Annotated in this window: 18 protein-coding genes; all 18 read left to right on the top strand. The window is 40.1% G+C overall.

Features of this window, described 5'->3' with window-relative positions:
- Positions 1-120 precede the first annotated feature (120 nt).
- On the top strand, positions 121-453 hold the full coding sequence (gene fliE, locus H5119_RS01460) for a flagellar hook-basal body complex protein FliE (protein ID WP_077537240.1): 333 nt from the start codon (positions 121-123) through the stop codon (positions 451-453).
- Positions 454-473: 20 nt separating this feature from the next.
- A complete protein-coding gene (gene fliF, locus H5119_RS01455; RefSeq protein ID WP_182700932.1) occupies positions 474-2,195 on the top strand; it encodes a flagellar basal-body MS-ring/collar protein FliF in 1,722 nt (573 codons plus the stop codon).
- Positions 2,188-3,228 (top strand): flagellar motor switch protein FliG, encoded by a 1,041-nt coding sequence (gene fliG, locus H5119_RS01450; protein ID WP_182700931.1) that lies wholly within the window; start codon positions 2,188-2,190, stop codon positions 3,226-3,228. Before fliF ends, fliG begins: the two co-directional genes overlap by 8 nt.
- A 3-nt stretch (positions 3,229-3,231) precedes the next feature.
- The gene (gene fliH, locus H5119_RS01445; RefSeq protein WP_182700930.1) at positions 3,232-4,041 is read left to right on the top strand and encodes a flagellar assembly protein FliH; all 810 of its coding nucleotides are present in this window, start codon (positions 3,232-3,234) and stop codon (positions 4,039-4,041) included.
- Between the two features lie 18 nt (positions 4,042-4,059).
- Positions 4,060-5,394 (top strand): flagellar protein export ATPase FliI, encoded by a 1,335-nt coding sequence (gene fliI, locus H5119_RS01440; RefSeq protein ID WP_077537244.1) that lies wholly within the window; start codon positions 4,060-4,062, stop codon positions 5,392-5,394.
- Positions 5,394-5,840 carry a flagellar export protein FliJ gene (fliJ, locus tag H5119_RS01435; protein ID WP_077537245.1) on the top strand — a complete coding sequence of 149 codons (447 nt, stop codon included), beginning with the start codon at positions 5,394-5,396 and terminating at the stop codon, positions 5,838-5,840. The genes fliI and fliJ overlap by 1 nt, the downstream gene beginning before the upstream one ends.
- Positions 5,841-5,927: 87 nt before the next feature.
- A complete protein-coding gene (locus H5119_RS01430; protein WP_220496088.1) occupies positions 5,928-7,808 on the top strand; it encodes a flagellar hook-length control protein FliK in 1,881 nt (626 codons plus the stop codon).
- Positions 7,809-7,865: 57 nt separating this feature from the next.
- Positions 7,866-8,396: a flagellar basal body-associated protein FliL gene (gene fliL, locus H5119_RS01425; protein ID WP_138585395.1), complete on the top strand. Its 531-nt coding sequence runs from the start codon at positions 7,866-7,868 to the stop codon at positions 8,394-8,396.
- A 9-nt stretch (positions 8,397-8,405) separates the two neighbouring features.
- Complete coding sequence (gene fliM, locus H5119_RS01420; protein WP_182700928.1) at positions 8,406-9,497, top strand: flagellar motor switch protein FliM; 1,092 nt, start codon at positions 8,406-8,408, stop codon at positions 9,495-9,497.
- A gap of 20 nt (positions 9,498-9,517) precedes the next feature.
- A complete protein-coding gene (gene fliN / locus H5119_RS01415) occupies positions 9,518-9,919 on the top strand; it encodes a flagellar motor switch protein FliN (protein WP_138585394.1) in 402 nt (133 codons plus the stop codon).
- Positions 9,916-10,299, top strand: a complete 384-nt coding sequence (gene fliO, locus H5119_RS01410) for a flagellar biosynthetic protein FliO (protein ID WP_077537250.1) — start codon at positions 9,916-9,918, stop codon at positions 10,297-10,299. Before fliN ends, fliO begins: the two co-directional genes overlap by 4 nt.
- Positions 10,300-10,303: 4 nt before the next feature.
- Entirely contained in the window at positions 10,304-11,044 is a 741-nt protein-coding gene (gene fliP / locus H5119_RS01405; protein ID WP_182700927.1) for a flagellar type III secretion system pore protein FliP, read from the top strand.
- Between the two features lie 40 nt (positions 11,045-11,084).
- Positions 11,085-11,354 (top strand): flagellar biosynthesis protein FliQ, encoded by a 270-nt coding sequence (gene fliQ / locus H5119_RS01400; protein WP_077537252.1) that lies wholly within the window; start codon positions 11,085-11,087, stop codon positions 11,352-11,354.
- A 2-nt stretch (positions 11,355-11,356) separates the two neighbouring features.
- Positions 11,357-12,136 (top strand): flagellar biosynthetic protein FliR, encoded by a 780-nt coding sequence (gene fliR / locus H5119_RS01395; RefSeq protein ID WP_138585393.1) that lies wholly within the window; start codon positions 11,357-11,359, stop codon positions 12,134-12,136.
- A 9-nt stretch (positions 12,137-12,145) separates the two neighbouring features.
- A complete protein-coding gene (gene flhB, locus H5119_RS01390) occupies positions 12,146-13,276 on the top strand; it encodes a flagellar biosynthesis protein FlhB (protein ID WP_182700926.1) in 1,131 nt (376 codons plus the stop codon).
- A 107-nt stretch (positions 13,277-13,383) separates the two neighbouring features.
- A complete protein-coding gene (flhA, locus tag H5119_RS01385; RefSeq protein ID WP_182700925.1) occupies positions 13,384-15,492 on the top strand; it encodes a flagellar biosynthesis protein FlhA in 2,109 nt (702 codons plus the stop codon).
- Between the two features lie 21 nt (positions 15,493-15,513).
- The gene (gene flhF, locus H5119_RS01380) at positions 15,514-17,001 is read left to right on the top strand and encodes a flagellar biosynthesis protein FlhF (protein WP_182700924.1); all 1,488 of its coding nucleotides are present in this window, start codon (positions 15,514-15,516) and stop codon (positions 16,999-17,001) included.
- Positions 16,994-17,854: a MinD/ParA family protein gene (locus tag H5119_RS01375; protein WP_077537257.1), complete on the top strand. Its 861-nt coding sequence runs from the start codon at positions 16,994-16,996 to the stop codon at positions 17,852-17,854. The genes flhF and H5119_RS01375 overlap by 8 nt, the downstream gene beginning before the upstream one ends.
- The last annotated feature ends 11 nt before the right edge of the window (positions 17,855-17,865 follow it).

Raw genomic sequence — 17,865 nt, 5'->3', positions numbered from 1 at the left:
GGTTGTCAAAACTATGACTCACCAAATACCACCTAACTCTTTGTATTTTAACTTTAATTTATTTGGCATGTTTTATGCTTTATTGACTGTAATAGTAAACTGCATTGTCAGAGATAAATTATGAAAATTCAAAATAGCGCTGTATTTCAAGAAATGCAATCAATGGCCCTAGAAGCTGGCCGTAATGATCAACTTAATAAAATACCTACTCAGGTAAACTCTACATCTTCTGCACAATTTGGTGATATGTTGAGTAATGCGCTAAATACAGTGCATGAGCTACAACAAGACACAAGTAAAAAAGTAAAAGCAGTTGAAATGGGCGACCGAAGTGTATCACTCGCTGAGGCAATGATTGCTTCTCAAAAGTCTTCAGTTGCATTTGAAGCGACGGTACAAGTTCGTAATAAACTTGTTGAAGCTTACAAAGAAATTATGAATATGCCTGTTTAACTAGGTAGTGGAGAATAATTGTGGCGCAATCTAATCAATCTACAGATCTGGCACTCGCTGATGGCGATATCGGCATCGACCAAAGTGATAGTGATGATCAACAAGAACAAAAGTCGGGCTATTTAAGTGCTTTAAATGGTGTTGATATATTACGCCAAGTAACACTTGTTATTGCACTAGCCATTTGTTTGGCTATCGCGATATTTATCATTATTTGGGCTCGTCAGCCAGATATGCGCCCGCTTGGTAAAATGCAAACTGAAGAGCTTATTCAAACGCTTGATTTTTTAGATGCGCAAAAAATTGATTATCAACTTGATGGTAATGTGGTGTCAGTTGATGAAACTGAATACCAAAATATTAAATTGCTAATGACTCGAGAAGGCCTAGAGCAAGGTCCGACTTCAGGTTCAGATATTATAATGCAAGATATGGGCTTTGGTGTAAGCCAACGTCTTGAACGAGAGCGTTTAAAGCATGGTCGCGAACAGCAACTAGCACGCACAATCGAAGAACTTAATAACATTACTCGCGCTAAAGTATTGTTAGCTATTCCAAAAGAAAATGTATTTGCTCGCAGAGAAAAAAAGCCCTCAGCTACCGTTGTGTTAACACTAAAGCGTGGACGTTCACTCGATAGAGAAGAAGTCGATTCAGTTGTAGACATGATTGCTTCTGCAGTACAAGGCTTAGAGCCCTCACGTGTGACAGTTACAGATCAAAATGGTCGCTTATTAAATTCAGGTTCGCAAAACTTATTGGCAGCACGCTCGCGTAAAGAATACGATTTAGAGAGAAAGCGTGAACAAGAATACCTTGAAAAAATAGACAGTATTTTAATTCCAATCGTCGGGCTTGCAAACTATACGGCGCAAGTTGATTTGAGTATGGACTTTAGTGCGGTCGAAGAAACGCAAAAGCGTTACAATCCAGATTTACCCGCAGTGCGAAGTGAAACCACGTTTGAAGAAAATAATATTGGTGGTTTAGCTATCGGTATTCCAGGTGCACTGACCAATCAACCACCAGTTAATTCCGATATTCCTGAATCCGTGACTGAAGGTGGTGCCGGTACAGCAAGCTCACCAAGTCGCAGCCATAAAGAAGCAACGCGTAACTATGAACTTGATACGACTATTTCACACAGACGCCAACAAACAGGTGTTATACGCCGTATAAGTGTATCGGTTGCGGTTGATTATATAGCAAAAGTAGGCGAAAACGGTGAAACAACCATGACACCACGCTCTGTAGAAGCATTGTCAAATATTCGACGCTTATTACAAGGTGGTGTAGGCTTTGATATGCAACGTGGTGATGCACTGGAAGTGGTTACTGTTCCTTTTGTTCGTGAAGAAAGCGGTTTAAATCTTGAGTTGCCAATTTGGGAGCAGGATTGGTTCTTGAAAATGGTTCGCCTAGGGCTGGGTGCCTTGGTTATTATTGTGCTAATCATGGCTGTTGTTAAACCAATGCTTAAGCGCCTAATTTATCCAGACGACACGTTAGAGGATTACGATGACGATGCACTCAGTTCAGGTGTTGATATTGGCGACAGTACGCTAGATATGCTAAATAAAGACTTTGATTCTGCTTCAATTGGTTTCTCAAGCGATGGTACACTACAGTTACCAGACCTGCATGGTGACGAAGACTTACTTAAAGCGATTCGTGCCCTTGTTGCCAATGAACCAGAACTATCATCACAAGTAGTGAAAGCGTGGTTAACAGAAGATGACTGATCAAGAACAAAAACAACTACCAGCAGCATTTGATGTTGATAAGCTAGATGGTGTAGATAAAGCGGCTATATTACTTTTAAGTTTAACCGAGGAGGATGCCGCACAAATACTCAAACACCTTGAGCCTAAGCAAGTGCAAAAAGTAGGGATGGCAATGGCAAGTTTAGATGACTTGTCGCAAGCCAAAATAAGTGCTGTTCACAACTTATTTATAGAACAAATTCAAAGCTTTAGTACTATAGGTTTTCAATCAGAGGACTTTATTAAGAAGGCGCTTACTGCAGCACTAGGTGAAGATAAAGCGGCAAGTCTCATTGATCAAATTGTAATGGGCTCAGGCGCTAAAGGTCTTGATTCATTAAAGTGGATGGACTCAAAGCAAGTGGCGAACATTATTCGTAACGAACATCCGCAAATTCAAACGATTGTTTTATCCTACTTAGAACCGGAGCAATCAGCTGAAATACTCGCTCAATTCCCTGAAAAAGTACGTTTAGATTTAACAATGCGTATTGCTAATCTTGAAGAAGTACAACCAGCTGCATTGCAAGAACTTAATGAGATTATGGAAAAACAATTTGCCGGTCAAGCCGGTGCACAAGCGGCCAAAATGGGCGGCTTAAAAGCGGCAGCAGATATCATGAACTACCTAGACACTAACGTGGAAGGGCAGTTAATGGATTCAATTCGTGAGCACGATGAAGAAATGTCGCAGCAAATTCAAGACTTGATGTTTGTATTTGAAAATCTAATGGATGTTGATGATCGGGGTATTCAAGCAATACTGCGCGAAGTACAGCAAGATGTATTAATGAAAGCGATTAAAGGTACCGACGACGCACTTAAAGAAAAAATACTGGGTAATATGTCTAAACGTGCGGCAGAAATGCTTGCTGATGATTTAGAAGCAATGGCACCAGTGCGAATTAGTGAAGTTGAAGCCGCGCAAAAAGAGATATTATCAACAGCAAGGCGTTTATCTGACTCAGGCGAAATTCAGCTTGGTGGCGGCGGTGGTGAGGAGTTCTTGTAAACCATGAGTAAATTAAAAGGACGGCCACTGCATGCTGATGAAGCTGATGCACTGTTAAAAAATTGGCCGATACCAGATGTTGCGCCGGATGAAAAAAGTTTTGGCAATCGCTCTACAGCCTACGGTACGCCACTTTCAGAATTATACAGAAAAGAAATGGCACAAGAGATGCCAGAGGAAGAAGAGCCACAAGAACCTGAACTTCCTTCTCTTACGATGGCTGAGCTTGAACGAATTAGGCAAGATGCGTACGAAGAGGGAATAAAGCAAGGACATGAGCAAGGTTATATTGATGGTTTTGACAAAGGTGTTACTGAGGGTAAAGAAGCCGGCCACAAAGAAGGCTTAGAGCTTGGTAAAGCCCAAGGCCACGAAGATGTAAAGCCGCTAATTGAAGAGCAATTAACTAATTTACGTACAATGCTAGATAATTTAACAAACCCGTTAAATAAAGTCGATGAGCAAGCTGAAAAACAGCTTGTACAGTTAGCGGTTATGCTAGCTGAAGCATTAATTTACCAAGAGGTAAAAATGTCGCCTAGCATTATTTTACATACACTAAAGCAAAGTATTGATTCGCTTAATGTAGAGCAAGAAAAAGTAAAAATTCATTTGCACCCTGACGATCTTGATTTCATCAAAGAAAGTTATGGCGAGCAAGTAATCACAGATAATAATTGGCAGTTAATTTCGCAGCCAAGCCTCGAACGCGGTGGCTGTGAAGTTAAAACAACGCAATCATCACTTGATATGACACTAAAAACCCGTGTCAAAGAAACGTTGGATAGTTTTTTGCATAGTAGTGGTATATAACTATTATTTTGGCGCGCTATGTCAGCTCAAAATGCATCGTTAAGCGAACGCTTATCTAAATATCAACAACACATTAAAGCCCCTACACCTGCTGTCGCGGGTATTTTAACTCGAGTTGTAGGCCTTACACTTGAAGCTAAAGGCCTGCGTGCACCTGTTGGTAGCCAGTGTAAAATAGAAACTTTAAATGGGTTTGTTGATGCTGAAATAGTAGGTTTTAATGACCAAACACTCTATTTAATGCCAAATGATCATATCTCAGGCGTATTACCCGGGGCTCGTGTAATTCCTCAAGTCAATAATTTAGGCCTCCCTGTGGGCATGAGTTTACTAGGGCGTGTGGTTGATGGCTTAGGTCGTCCGCTTGATGGCCTAGGTAGTATTAATGCTGAACACCATTTAAAATTTGCACAAAATACAATAAATCCACTTTCGAGAAGACCAATAAGCCAGCCGATGGATGTAGGCGTGCGCGCAATAAATTCTGTCATTACCGTAGGTCAAGGCCAGCGAATGGGTTTGTTTGCAGGCTCTGGTGTGGGTAAATCTGTATTGCTTGGTATGATGACTCGTGGCAGTGAAGCTGATGTCATTGTGGTTGGACTTGTAGGCGAACGTGGCCGTGAAGTAAAAGAGTTTATTGAAGAAATACTCGGTGTTGAAGGGCGCAAACGCTCAGTTGTTGTTGCAGCACCTGCTGATTCATCCCCGCTAATGCGTTTAAAAGGCTGTGAAAGTGCCGTAACTATCGCTGAATACTTTCGTGATCAAGGTTTAAATGTACTGTTATTACTCGATTCGGTTACTCGCTACGCGATGGCTCAGCGTGAAATAGCGCTTGCTGTTGGCGAGCCGCCCGCAACAAAGGGCTATCCGCCATCGGTATTTGCTAAGCTACCTGCGCTGGTGGAACGAGCCGGTAATGGGGGGGAAGGGCAAGGTTCAATTACCGCCTTTTTTACGGTATTGAGCGAAGGCGATGATATGCAAGACCCTATTGCTGATGCTGCTCGAGCTATTTTAGATGGTCATATCGTATTGTCGCGAGATTTAGCCGACAGTGGTCATTACCCAGCAATTGACATTGAAAAATCAATCTCACGTGTCATGCCTCAAGTGGTTTCTGAGCGGCATATGCAGCAAGCGAGGGTGCTTAAACAAGTGTATTCTATGTACCAACAAAATAAAGATATGATTACTTTAGGTGCCTACCAAAAAGGAACTGATCAAATGCTTGATCAGGCTATTAACATGATGCCAAGAGTAAATGCTTTTTTACAACAAGGTATGCGAGACGTAATTAGTTACGATGACGGTCTCGAAGGTCTTGCGCAATTATTAGGGCAAGCATAATGGCAAAAAATAAATTGCACTTATTACTTAAACTTGAAAACGACAAAGAAGAAACGTTGAGAATGAGCTACTTGCAAGCTAATCAAAACTTGCAGGCTAATCAACAAAAATTAAGAGGTTTAAACGACTTTAGACTTGAATACACGCAGCAGCTACACCTAAAAGGTCAAGCGGGTTTATCGAGTGAAGGGTTTAGCCAATACCATGCTTTTATTGCAAAAATAGAAGAGGCGATACGCCAACAAGGAAGTACTGTTAATACAGCAAAACAAGTGGTAACCCAACGTAAAGCGATATGGTTAAAGCAACAAATTAAAGCTAAAGCGGTTGCAAAATTAATTGAGAAACAGAAATTAAAAGCAGATGTGTTGATTGCTAAAAACGAGCAGAAAATGCTAGATGAGTTCGCTTCTAATCAGTTTTTTCAAAGGCGTAAAGCATTATAAGTTAGGCATGTTAATTGCTTAGATATTAAGTAGGGTTTAATTTTTGGTAATGTGCGGTGTCGCATTGCCGCATATTATGGGTGATTTATGGCAATGAATAATATTTCAACTTTAGCAACATCTGAGCAAGACTCTTATTCAGCTTATCAAGACAAGACACCTGTTGATAAAGAGAGCACTTCAGACTCTGGTTTTTTAAACTTATTGCACCATGCCGAACAATCATCTAAACAGCCTAACAACACTGATGTTAACGCTCAAATAGACTCGCAAAACACGGTTGTGATCTCTTCTGAACAACAAAGGAGTGATGACAGTACGGTTAATAAAATCTCTGTTGATATAGAAAAAGATGATAAGAATAAGGGTGTTGAGGGCAATGATTTACTCAATAATGATTTACCCAATAAAGAGTTAACAGATAAAGAGTTAATAGATAAAGAGTTAACAGATAAGGAATTAATAGATGAGGGCGTTTTGTTACCTGGGGATTTACTGCTAGCTCAAATTAATTCGGCCCAAACAATTAATACATCGGTTAAAAAATATAGTTCTGCTATCGAAAAAATAGAAGTTGATTTAAAAGGGAACAATAAGCAACCGGTTGATGATGTAACACCTATAGATGCAACACCTGTAATAATTTCATCAAAAAAAGTAAATACTGATAACTTGCAAGATGAACAAGCTAGCAATATAAAAATAGCCGTTGAGAAAAAGCCTTTAACAGAGGTCGACTCTCCAATAAAAGCGTTAGTTAAAGGTAACAAAGAATTAGAGCTTATTGTTAATCAACATAAGCCAACGAGCGGGCTAGATAAATCAGTTGAAAGTTTGACGCCTAGTCAGCTTGATAAATTAAACGCGCAAATTCAATCGTTAGATAAGCCAAATAGTAATGTAGCTACATTAAAGCAAATGATAGAGCAGTATGTAAATGAAAGTGAGTCTATTGAACCTGAATCTAAGCCTAATTTTAATTTGGAAATTAACGCACTAACAAAATCTGAAAAGCAGGCGTTGGTTTCTCAGTTAAATAGTTATATTAAAAGTGTGCAACCTCAAGGCGAGGAATTAGCTTCGCTTAAACAAACGGTTAACGACTTAACGGCATCAATAGATGAAGCGCTGACGCAACCGGTAAAAGTAACATCAATAGCTGCTGGTGTAAGTGATAAGTTAAATACAGGCAGTAACTCTCAAACACACAGCGAAAAATTTGTAGTTGATGATAAAACTCAAGAATCAACAAAACCCGCTATCTCAGCTAAAAACGAAGAACTCGCCAAGCCATTAGAAGGCACTGCTAAAGAAGGTTCTCGCAACAACGCTAATACTGTGGAGCAATTAACCAACCGTGCTACGCAGCTGTTTACTCAGATCACCAATGCATTTAGTTCTGGACAAGCGAGCACGCTGAGTAGTTACAATACGTTGAGCTATGAGCAATCAATAACGGATATGCAAGCTTTGCAATCACAGCAATTGCAAAGTACCGCTCAAACCAAGCAGGTAAGTATTGATCCTGGTGTGATGCAGGCAATTAATATAGTTAAAAGTGATGCTGCAAAATTGCTTCAAGAGCGTGTGAGCTCTATGCTAAATATCAACAATAAAGAAGCTGAGATACGCCTTGATCCTCCCGAAATGGGCAGTATGCAAATACGTATTAGAAGTGATGCAGAACAAGCTCAAATAAATTTTGTTGTACAAAACCAGCAAGCAAAAGAGGCGTTAGAGCAATCTTTACCGCGTTTACGTGAAATGCTTGCGCAGCAAGGTATTGAAATGGGAGAGAGTACTATTTCTTATGGTGACTCAGGCAGTGGCGCAGATCAAAGCGAAGAGAATGGCCAAGGCAGATTGGCTAATAAAGATTCAGTTAATGACGAAAATGATGAACAAGTGGGCAATGGCGTTGAAACTTCTCGACAACAAACGTCATCATCAATAGATTACTATGCCTAAGTGCTGCTATTATAATAGTTAAAACAAGTAAATACCTTTGCGGATAAAGGAAATACAATGGCTGAAGACACTAATTTAGAAATAGAAGAAACAGGTAAAAGTAAAAAGAAACTCATAATAATCATCGCAGCCGCTTTACTTGTTGTCGGTGGCATTGCAGGTTATTTTTTAATGTCAGGTTCTGACGCTCCTGCAGAAGCAGTAAACAAAGAGACAGCTGCGGCCACTGATGCTCCTGCTGATACGGCTAGTTCATCAGCAGAGGTCGGGACTGCGTTATATGTCGCCATGCCAAGACCATTTGTATTTAATGTACCTGGTTCAAGTAGAGATAGAATAGTACAAGTTAAAGTACAACTTTTGGTACGTGGTAGTGTTAATGAAGAAACTGCAAAAAAACATATTCCACTTATTGAAGGAAAGCTACTTAGTATTTTTTCAACGACCACCGCTGATGAGTTAAGCACAAGTGCAGGTAAAGAAACACTTCGTTTTGCAGCTCTGGAAAAAGTGCAAGCTGCGTTAATCGATGTTGAAGGTAGCAAAGTAATAGAGCGGGTGTTATTTACCGGCTTTGTGATGCAATAAGGGGTTAGTGTGAGCGATTTATTATCCCAAGACGAAATTGATGCGCTATTACACGGTGTTGATGATGTTGAAGAGGAAGATATACACGACGGTGAAGATGGTGGAGGGGGTACACTTCAGTACGACTTTTCTTCCCAAGACCGGATCGTACGTGGTCGCATGCCGACACTCGAAATTGTTAATGAACGTTTTGCAAGGCATATGCGAATTAGCTTATTTAACATGATGCGCCGCACTGCTGAAGTGTCTATCAACGGCGTTCAAATGATTAAATTTGGTGAGTACGTCCATACGCTATTCGTACCTACTAGTTTAAATATGGTGCGTTTCAGACCACTAAAAGGAACTGGGCTTATCACCATGGAAGCACGTCTTGTGTTTATTTTGGTTGATAACTTTTTTGGTGGTGATGGACGCTATCACGCCAAAATAGAAGGGCGTGAATTTACGCCAACAGAACGTCGTATAGTGCAAATGCTACTTAAAATAATTTTTGAAGATTATAAAGAAGCATGGGCGCCGGTTATGGATGTCTCATTTGAGTATCTGGATTCTGAAGTAAATCCAGCAATGGCTAATATTGTAAGTCCAACCGAGGTTGTTGTTATTAGCTCTTTTCATATTGAGCTTGATGGCGGTGGCGGCGACTTTCATATTGCGCTTCCTTATTCAATGCTTGAGCCAATTAGAGAGCTATTGGATGCGGGTGTTCAATCAGACACTGAAGATACCGATCTACGCTGGAGCAAAGCGCTGCGTGATGAAATTATGGATGTAGAGGTTGGCTTATCGACTCAGTTACTAGAAGTCGATTTAACCTTAGCACAAATAATGGAGCTTAAAGCGGGCGACATAATTCCGGTTGAAATGCCAGAGCACATAACCGTATTTGTTGAAGAGTTACCTACATTTAGGGCGAAGATGGGTCGTTCTCGCGACAATGTTGCCCTACAAATTAGCGAAAAAATTAAACGTCCTGATTCAGTTAAGTCTGAGCTGCATGTATTTACCAAAGGCGGCAAGAAAATTGATTCGGATGCAGAATTAGCAGAACTAGAAGATGATTTACACCTCTCTGAGGGTGTAGACTTAGACTGGTAATTTACTAAAAGGCGAAAAGTATGAGTGATGACCAAGATACTATGGATGAATGGGCAGCAGCATTAGCTGAGGCTGAGATTCCAGAGGAGAGTGCAGATGAAGCACACGTTGCTGAACTCGATGAGTTAAGTGATGAACGACATGAGCTAAGTGGTGATGAAAAGCGTAAACTTGATACGATTTTAGATATCCCCGTTACTATTTCTATGGAAGTAGGGCGCTCTAAAATTAATATACGTAATTTATTGCAACTTAACCAAGGATCCGTTGTAGAACTAGATCGAGTCGCTGGTGAGCCTCTTGATGTACTTGTTAATGGCACACTAATAGCGCATGGTGAAGTTGTTGTTGTTAACGATAAATTTGGTATCAGATTGACAGATGTTGTTAGTCAAGTTGAACGGATTAAAAAGTTACGATGAGTAGTTTGATTGCATTAGCAAATTCAGTTTTTCCTGCCGCAGATACCGCAGCCCCATCTGGGGACATACTCTCGATGGTGCTTTCATTAGCTGCAGTGCTAGTACTTATACTCGTACTGGCTTATTTTGTAAAAAAACTAAATCCTAATTTAGTCAATAGTGATGAATTTAAAGTTATTCGGAGCTTACCACTGGGCTCGCGAGAGCGTTTACTGGTTATTGAAATAGATAATACGCAACATTTGCTAGGGGTTACCCCACAAAATATTAATTATTTGCATAAATTAGAAACACCTTTAACAGAAAAAGAATTACCAGAGCTCGCTAAGCGATTTGGCAAGCTTTTAAACCCACAAGTAAATCAAAATAAAAAGAAATAACACTATGATAAAATGGCTACTTATTTTTATTGCCATTGTGTTTGTTCCCAGTGCAAGTGCAGAAGGCCTTGATGCGCTAACAATTACAACAAACGCAGATGGCACGCAAGATTACTCAGTAACATTGCAAGTTTTAGCCATTATGACGGCGTTGAGTTTTATACCCGCTGCCATAATTATGATGACATCATTTACACGTATTATTGTTGTACTCGCTATTTTGCGCCAAGCTATTGGTTTGCAGCAAACACCATCAAATCAAGTTCTATTAGGTATGTCGCTTTTTTTAAGTATTTTTATCATGTCGCCCATTTATGAAAAAATTAATGAACGCGCCATAGAGCCATATTTAAGTGAGAAGGTAACCTCATTAGAGGCCTTAGAACTTGCTAAAGAGCCGATGAAAGCATTTATGCTTTCTCAAGTTCGTCTTAAAGACTTAGAAACATTTGCAAAAATAGCGGGGCACGATCAATTAGATTCACCAGAAGCAGCCCCATTAATTGTATTAATACCTGCATTTGTAACCAGTGAGTTGCAAACCGCCTTTATTATCGGTTTTATGTTTTTTATTCCTTTCCTAATTGTTGATTTAGTGGTCGCCTCAGTTTTAATGGCCATGGGTATGATGATGTTATCGCCAATGATTGTTTCTTTACCGTTTAAAATAATGCTATTTGTGCTAGTAGATGGCTGGAGTTTAGTAATGGGTACGTTAGCTAAAAGCTTTGGTTTAGGTACGTGAATACGCTTAATAAAAAGCAAATACAAAACTAGGAGTCAGCATGGAACCGGAAATTTTTGTTGATATTCTGAGTGATGCACTATTTTTAGTTATCAAACTGGTTTCTGCAATTGTGGTACCTGGTTTAATTATTGGTTTGGTGGTTGCTGTATTTCAGGCGGCGACGTCAATTAATGAACAAACGCTGAGCTTTTTACCTCGTTTGCTAATAACTATCAGCGCACTCATTGTTGGAGGTCACTGGCTTACGCAGGAACTCATGGACTTTTTTACTCGATTAGTCATGATCATCCCTGAAATTGCAGGCTAACTATGGAGCTGCCATTTTCAGTAATCATTCAATGGTTGAGTGACTTTTTATTACCGCTAGTACGAATAAGCTCAATGATAATGGTGATGGCGGGTTTAGGCGCTAAAAATGTACCCACACGAATAAAAGTGGGTTTAGCGGTTGTCGTTACTCTTGTTGCTTTGCCTAACCTTCCTCCTGCGACATTTACCAATTTATTTTCTTTTGAAATGATTTTAGTTGTGATCCAGCAACTGCTGATTGGTGTGGCGATTGGGTTTGCATCTACGCTATTATTAAATACATTTGTTTTAGCAGGACAAATATTAGCAATGCAAACGGGCCTTGGTTTCGCCTCAGTTGTTGATCCCTCCAATGGTATGAGTGTACCTGCTGTTGGACAATTTTATTTGATTTTAGCGACTTTATTATTTTTTGTATTTAATGGTCATTTAATGATGATCCAAATGGTTATCCATAGTTTCGAAGTGTTACCTGTTGATGGTAATTGGTGGGCTGTTGATCACTATTGGGATATTGTAACGTGGGGTGGCTGGATGTTTAGCACGGCCTTGGTACTATCGCTTGCCCCCTTAACTGCAATGCTGGTTATTAATATGTCGTTTGGCATTATGACGCGTGCGGCACCACAATTGAATATCTTTTCTATTGGCTTTCCACTAACGCTTGTGGCGGGGCTTATTATTATTTGGGCTACGTTAGGTAACTTTATTTTTCAGTTCGAATATCAATGGCTCAAAATGATTGAGTTAATGTGTACTTTAGTTGGCTGTTCGCCATAGGAGAGCCTAATGTCTGAAGATTCAGGACAAGAAAAAACAGAAGAACCCACATCGAAAAAAATTGATGAGTCGAAAAAAAAGGGCCAAATAGCACGCTCTAAAGAACTCGGAACCATGTTTGTTTTAATTTTCTCTGCAATTTCGTTATTAATGTACGGACCAGAAATAGGCAAAGGTTTGTACAATATAATGGGACGCATGCTTAGTTTGAATCGAAATGAAACATACGATACAACTAAAATGTTTGCTGTATGGGGGGAGGTTTCGGATGCTTTAATTTTCCCGATGGGCATGTTTGTATTTATAATTGTCTTAGCTGCATTTATTGGTAACACCTTGTTAGGTGGCTTTAATTTCAGTTGGGGCGCGGCGGCACCTAAAGCAAGTAAAATGTCGCCTATGAAAGGTTTTAAACGCATGTTTGGGTCGCAAGCGGCTGTTGAACTTGTAAAATCACTTTTAAAATTCGGTTTAGTAGCCAGCTTTGCTGTGTTTTTAATTAATACATTTTTTGATGAAATACTACATTTAAGCGTAGAGAATACGCCAGGTAATATTATTCATGCTCTGGAAATTTTGGCATGGATGTTTTTGGGTCTATCGTGCACTTTAATTATTATTGCAGCTATTGATGCGCCATTTCAAAGCTACAATCATAACAAACAACTAAAAATGACGTTGCAAGAAGTTAAAGACGAATATAAAAATTCAGAAGGTGATCCTCAAATAAAAGCACGCATAAGGCAAACGCAAAGACAAATGTCGCAAAAGCGAATGATGCAAGACGTACCTGACGCTGATGTTATTGTTACCAACCCAACACATTATTCTGTGGCGCTAAAATACGACACAGAGCGTGCAGGAGCGCCCATTGTGCTAGCCAAAGGCATTGATGAAATGGCGATGCAGATTCGTAAGGTCGCAATCGGCAACGAAGTACCCATTGTAGAGTCCCCTATGCTCACTCGAGCTCTTTATCATACAGCTGAGGTAGGCGATCAAATCCCCGATCAATTATTTACCGCTGTAGCTCAAGTCTTAGCGTATGTTTTTCAACTTAAGCGCTTTAATAAAGGGCGTGGAAAACGTCCAACCAAACTCAATAATAAACTGCCTATCCCCGATGCCTATAGGTATTAAAATAGCTGGTTGAGATAGATTTATTATCCAGAGCTCAGGTTAACTTGGTAACTTGGAATAGTTATTGCTAATTCTATGCAGTGTCAATTTTTTGAAATTGTAGAATTATGAGTTTTAAAGCGGTATTACAACAACTTAACAAAGATAAAAAAGAATATGCTAAAGGGGTAGGTACCCCTTTGCTTGTACTTGCTGCTTTGGGAATGGTGATTTTACCCTTACCGCCATTTTTACTTGATATTCTTTTTTCGTTCAACATAGCGCTCGCTTTGGTTGTATTGCTGGTTACAGTTTATACGATGAAACCAGTTGAGTTTGGTATGTTTCCAGCCGTACTCCTAATCGCAACAATTATGCGCTTAGCACTCAATGTCGCCAGTACGCGGGTAGTACTACTTGAAGGTCACAATGGCGGCGATGCTGCAGGTAAAGTAATTGAGGCCTTTGGCTCTGTTGTTATTGGTGGTAATTACGCGGTTGGTTTGGTTGTATTCTTAATTCTAATTATTATTAACTTTGTCGTAATTACCAAAGGTGCAGGGCGTATCTCTGAGGTATCGGCACGTTTTACCCTTGATGCAATGCCAGGTAAACAAATGGCGATTGACGCGGATTTAAATGCGGGTTTTATTAGCGCAGAGCAAGCACGAGATCGCCGCGAAGAAGTCACACGAGAAGCCGATTTTTACGGTTCAATGGATGGTGCGAGTAAGTTTGTAAAAGGTGATGCTATTGCGGGTATCATCATTTTGATTATTAATATTGTTGGTGGTTTATTTGTTGGTATGATCCAGCATAATTTAAGCTTTAGTAACGCAATGGAAGTGTATACGTTACTTACCATCGGGGATGGATTAGTAGCTCAACTTCCTTCTTTATTACTCTCAATTGGTACTGCAATTGTTGTAACACGTCAAAATGAGTCGCTCAATATGGGCGATCAATTTAAGAAACAACTCGGTAATGAAAAGTCATTATTTATCGCCTCAGGTATATTAATAATAATGGGCTTAGTACCTGGCATGCCACATTTTGCTTTTTTAAGCTTAGGCGCGCTTTTAGGGTACTTAGCTTATTACACACAACAAAGTAAACTAAAAGCGGCTGCCGCTATAGAGGAAGAGGCTGTAAATGGTGCTGCTGGTACTGGCATTGCCAATAAACAAGAGCAAAAAGAACTTGGTTGGGATGATGTTCAGCAAGTTGACGTAATTGGCTTAGAAGTTGGCTATAGACTTATTCCACTCGTTGATCAATCACAAGGTGGTGAGCTGCTCAATCGTATAAAAGGTGTACGTAAAAAGCTATCTCAAGAATTGGGCTTTTTAGTTCCACCAGTTCATATACGCGATAACTTGGAGCTTGACCCTAATGCATACAGAATAACGTTGATGGGGGTTTCGACAGGTGAGGGTGAGCTCAAGCATGGTGATGAGTTAGCGATTAACCCAGGGCAAGTATTTGGCCCTATTAAAGGCGTTGAGACTAAAGACCCTGCATTTGGACTCGATGCTGTTTGGATCAAGCCAGATCAAAAAGATGAAGCACAATCGTTAGGCTATACCGTGGTTGACTCAGCGACAGTAGTGGCAACACATATAAGTCAATTACTAACAAACAGTGCGGCATTGTTATTAGGTCACGAAGAAGTTCAAAACCTACTAGATATGTTGGGCAAGAGCCACCCTCGTTTAGTTGAAGGGCTTGTGCCTGACGTACTGCCATTAACCGTTATTGTAAAAGTATTACAAAATTTATTAAATGAAGGAGTCGCAATACGCGATATGCGTTCAATTGTACAAACCCTTGTAGAGTATGGTCCTCGTAGCCAAGACCCTGATGTATTAACGGCTGCGGTGCGTATTTCGTTACGTAGACTTATCGTTCAAGATGCGGTGGGTATGTCTTCAGAGATCCCTGTCATAACCTTGGCGCCGGAGTTGGAACAGATGTTGCATCAGTCATTGCAGAATGCAGGTGACGAAGGTGCCGGAATAGAACCAGGTCTTGCTGAGCGACTTCAAATTTCATTAAATGAAGCGCATCAAAATCAAGAAATGGCTGGTGAACCTTCAATATTGCTAACGTCAGGAATGTTACGCACTGTGTTATCTCGTTTTGTTAAGTACACCATTCCAGGATTGAGAGTGATGTCTTATCAAGAGGTACCAGATGAAAGACAGATTAAGATTGTTAGCTCGGTAGGCCAACAATAAGATTTAAACAGGGGTTAAACCATGAAAATTAAACGTTTTTTTGCTAAAGATATGCGCACAGTACTTAAAGAAGTTAAAGATGAACTCGGTGTTGATGCGGTTATCATGTCAAATAAAAAACTAGCTAACGGTGTCGAAATTGTGGCAGCTGTTGATTATGAAAAAACGGCCCCAAAACCAGTTGCTCAGTCTCAAAATACAGCAACAGAGCGCTCTAATCATTTAGCGCAATCGCAAAATACGCACAATTTTATAAAACCGGAACCACAGCGTGCACAGCCTTCACCACAGGCTAAAGTTGCAGATAGTTTAGAAGCATTATTGGAACGCCAATCACCTCGACCTCGTTCACCTGAGCTAGCTTCAATGTTTTCACAATCGGGAATTGATACTACCGAAAATTATCAAGAACCTGTAGCTAAACAACGTCCTAAAAATATGTTTTCACATGAAAATACAGCGCCGATACGCCCTCAAACACAAGCTGATAGCTTAGGTTTTGATGATTTAGAAAGTGATTTTGATGACCTTGAAAGCCCGATAGCACCTCGTCAGCAAGCTAAAAATAATGAAAGCTTAGAGATGACATCTATGCGTGAAGAAATGAATGCAATTCGTCAGCTATTAGAGCACCAAGTCTCAGGTTTAATGCAACAAGATATGGCGCGACGTGATCCAACGCGTGCATGCATGATTGATCGTTTAATTGGCATGGGAATAGGCAAAGATGTTGCTGAGCAAATGGCGTGTTTTGTACCTGATGATGTTTCTCGCCAGCAAGGTTGGAAAGCTTTATTAGCGATGGTTGAAGATCAAATGCAAACCACGAACAACGAAATACTGCGTCAAGGTGGAGTTTACGCATTAGTCGGCCCAACGGGAGTGGGTAAAACAACAACTGTCGCAAAACTTGCTGCACTTGGTGCGCAAAAGTATGGCGCTGATAAAGTTGCGTTAATCACTACGGACACCTACAGAATTGGTGCATACGAGCAACTAGCAACATATGGCCGAATTATAGGGTGTAGCGTAAAGCAAGTTAAAGATGCTAATGAATTGGCTGAAGTTTTATATCATTTACGAAATAAACGTCTAGTATTAATTGACACCGCAGGAATGAGCCAGCGTGATTTGCGTTTAACCGAGCAATTAAATACGTTAATGCGTAATCAACGTGTCGATATTCGTAATTATTTAGTATTAAGTGCCACAGCACAAATTAATGTATTACAAGAAACGGTAAGACATTTCAAAAAAGTACAGTTAAGTGGTTGTATTTTTACTAAATTAGATGAATCGTTAAGTTTAGGTGAGATTATTAGTATTGCGATTCAAAATCGTCTTCCAATAGGTTATCTTACTAATGGTCAGCGAGTACCAGAGGACATTCGCGTTGCGAATTCAGAAAAACTAGTAAAAAAAGCTGAGCAATTATATTTAAAAAGAATAAAATCACAACATTCACGACATCAATCAGTGGCGTCGAACACAGTAGGGATGTATGATTAACACAGTATTAGATCAAGCAAGCGGCCTGCGAAAAATGAGTCAAAACAATAATAACGGCGTAAAAGTTATCGCTGTGACCGGTGGTAAAGGTGGAGTAGGTAAAACAAATGTTTCACTAAATACTGCAATTGCATTAGGTCAACAAGGTAAGCGAGTTTTAGTTCTTGATGCCGACTTAGGTTTAGCAAATTGTGATGTGATGCTTGGGCTTCGTGTTGAGCGCAATTTATCGCATGTATTATCTGGTGAATGCGAACTGGATGAGATTTTAGTTGAAGGTCCTGCTGGGATTAAAATTGTCCCTGCAACGTCGGGTTCGCAAAACATGGTTGAATTATCACCTTCTGAACACGCGGGTCTTATTCGTGCCTTTAGCGAATTAAATACCGAATTTGATATATTGATAGTAGACACCGCCGCCGGCATTTCCGATATGGTGCTGAGCTTTTCTCGTGCAGCACAAGATGTAATGGTCGTCGTGTGTGACGAACCAACATCAATAACAGATGCGTATGCACTTATTAAAGTATTAAGCCGTGAGCACGGTGTGTATAAATTTAAAATTGTTGCAAATATGGTTCGCAGCCTTCGCGAAGGCCAAGAATTGTTTGCAAAGTTATCTAAAGTAACAGATCGTTTCCTAGATATTTCTATGGAGCTAGCTGCAACGATACCTTACGATGAAAATATGCGTAAAGCGACACGTCGGCAGAAAGTTATTGTGGAGTTGTTTCCAAGCTCTCCAGCTTCAGTGGCTTTTCGAGCTCTGGCAACAAAAGCGGTCAAATGGCCAATACCGAATCAACCGTCAGGGCATTTAGAGTTTTTCATTGAGAAGCTGGTTAACGGCTAATTATGACAACA

It is taken from the genome of Pseudoalteromonas sp. SG45-5, assembly GCF_014164085.1.
Taxonomy (GTDB): domain Bacteria; phylum Pseudomonadota; class Gammaproteobacteria; order Enterobacterales; family Alteromonadaceae; genus Pseudoalteromonas; species Pseudoalteromonas aliena.
The sequence above is the reverse complement of the archived record's forward strand: the minus strand, read 5'-3'. Positions and strand labels throughout refer to the sequence as shown.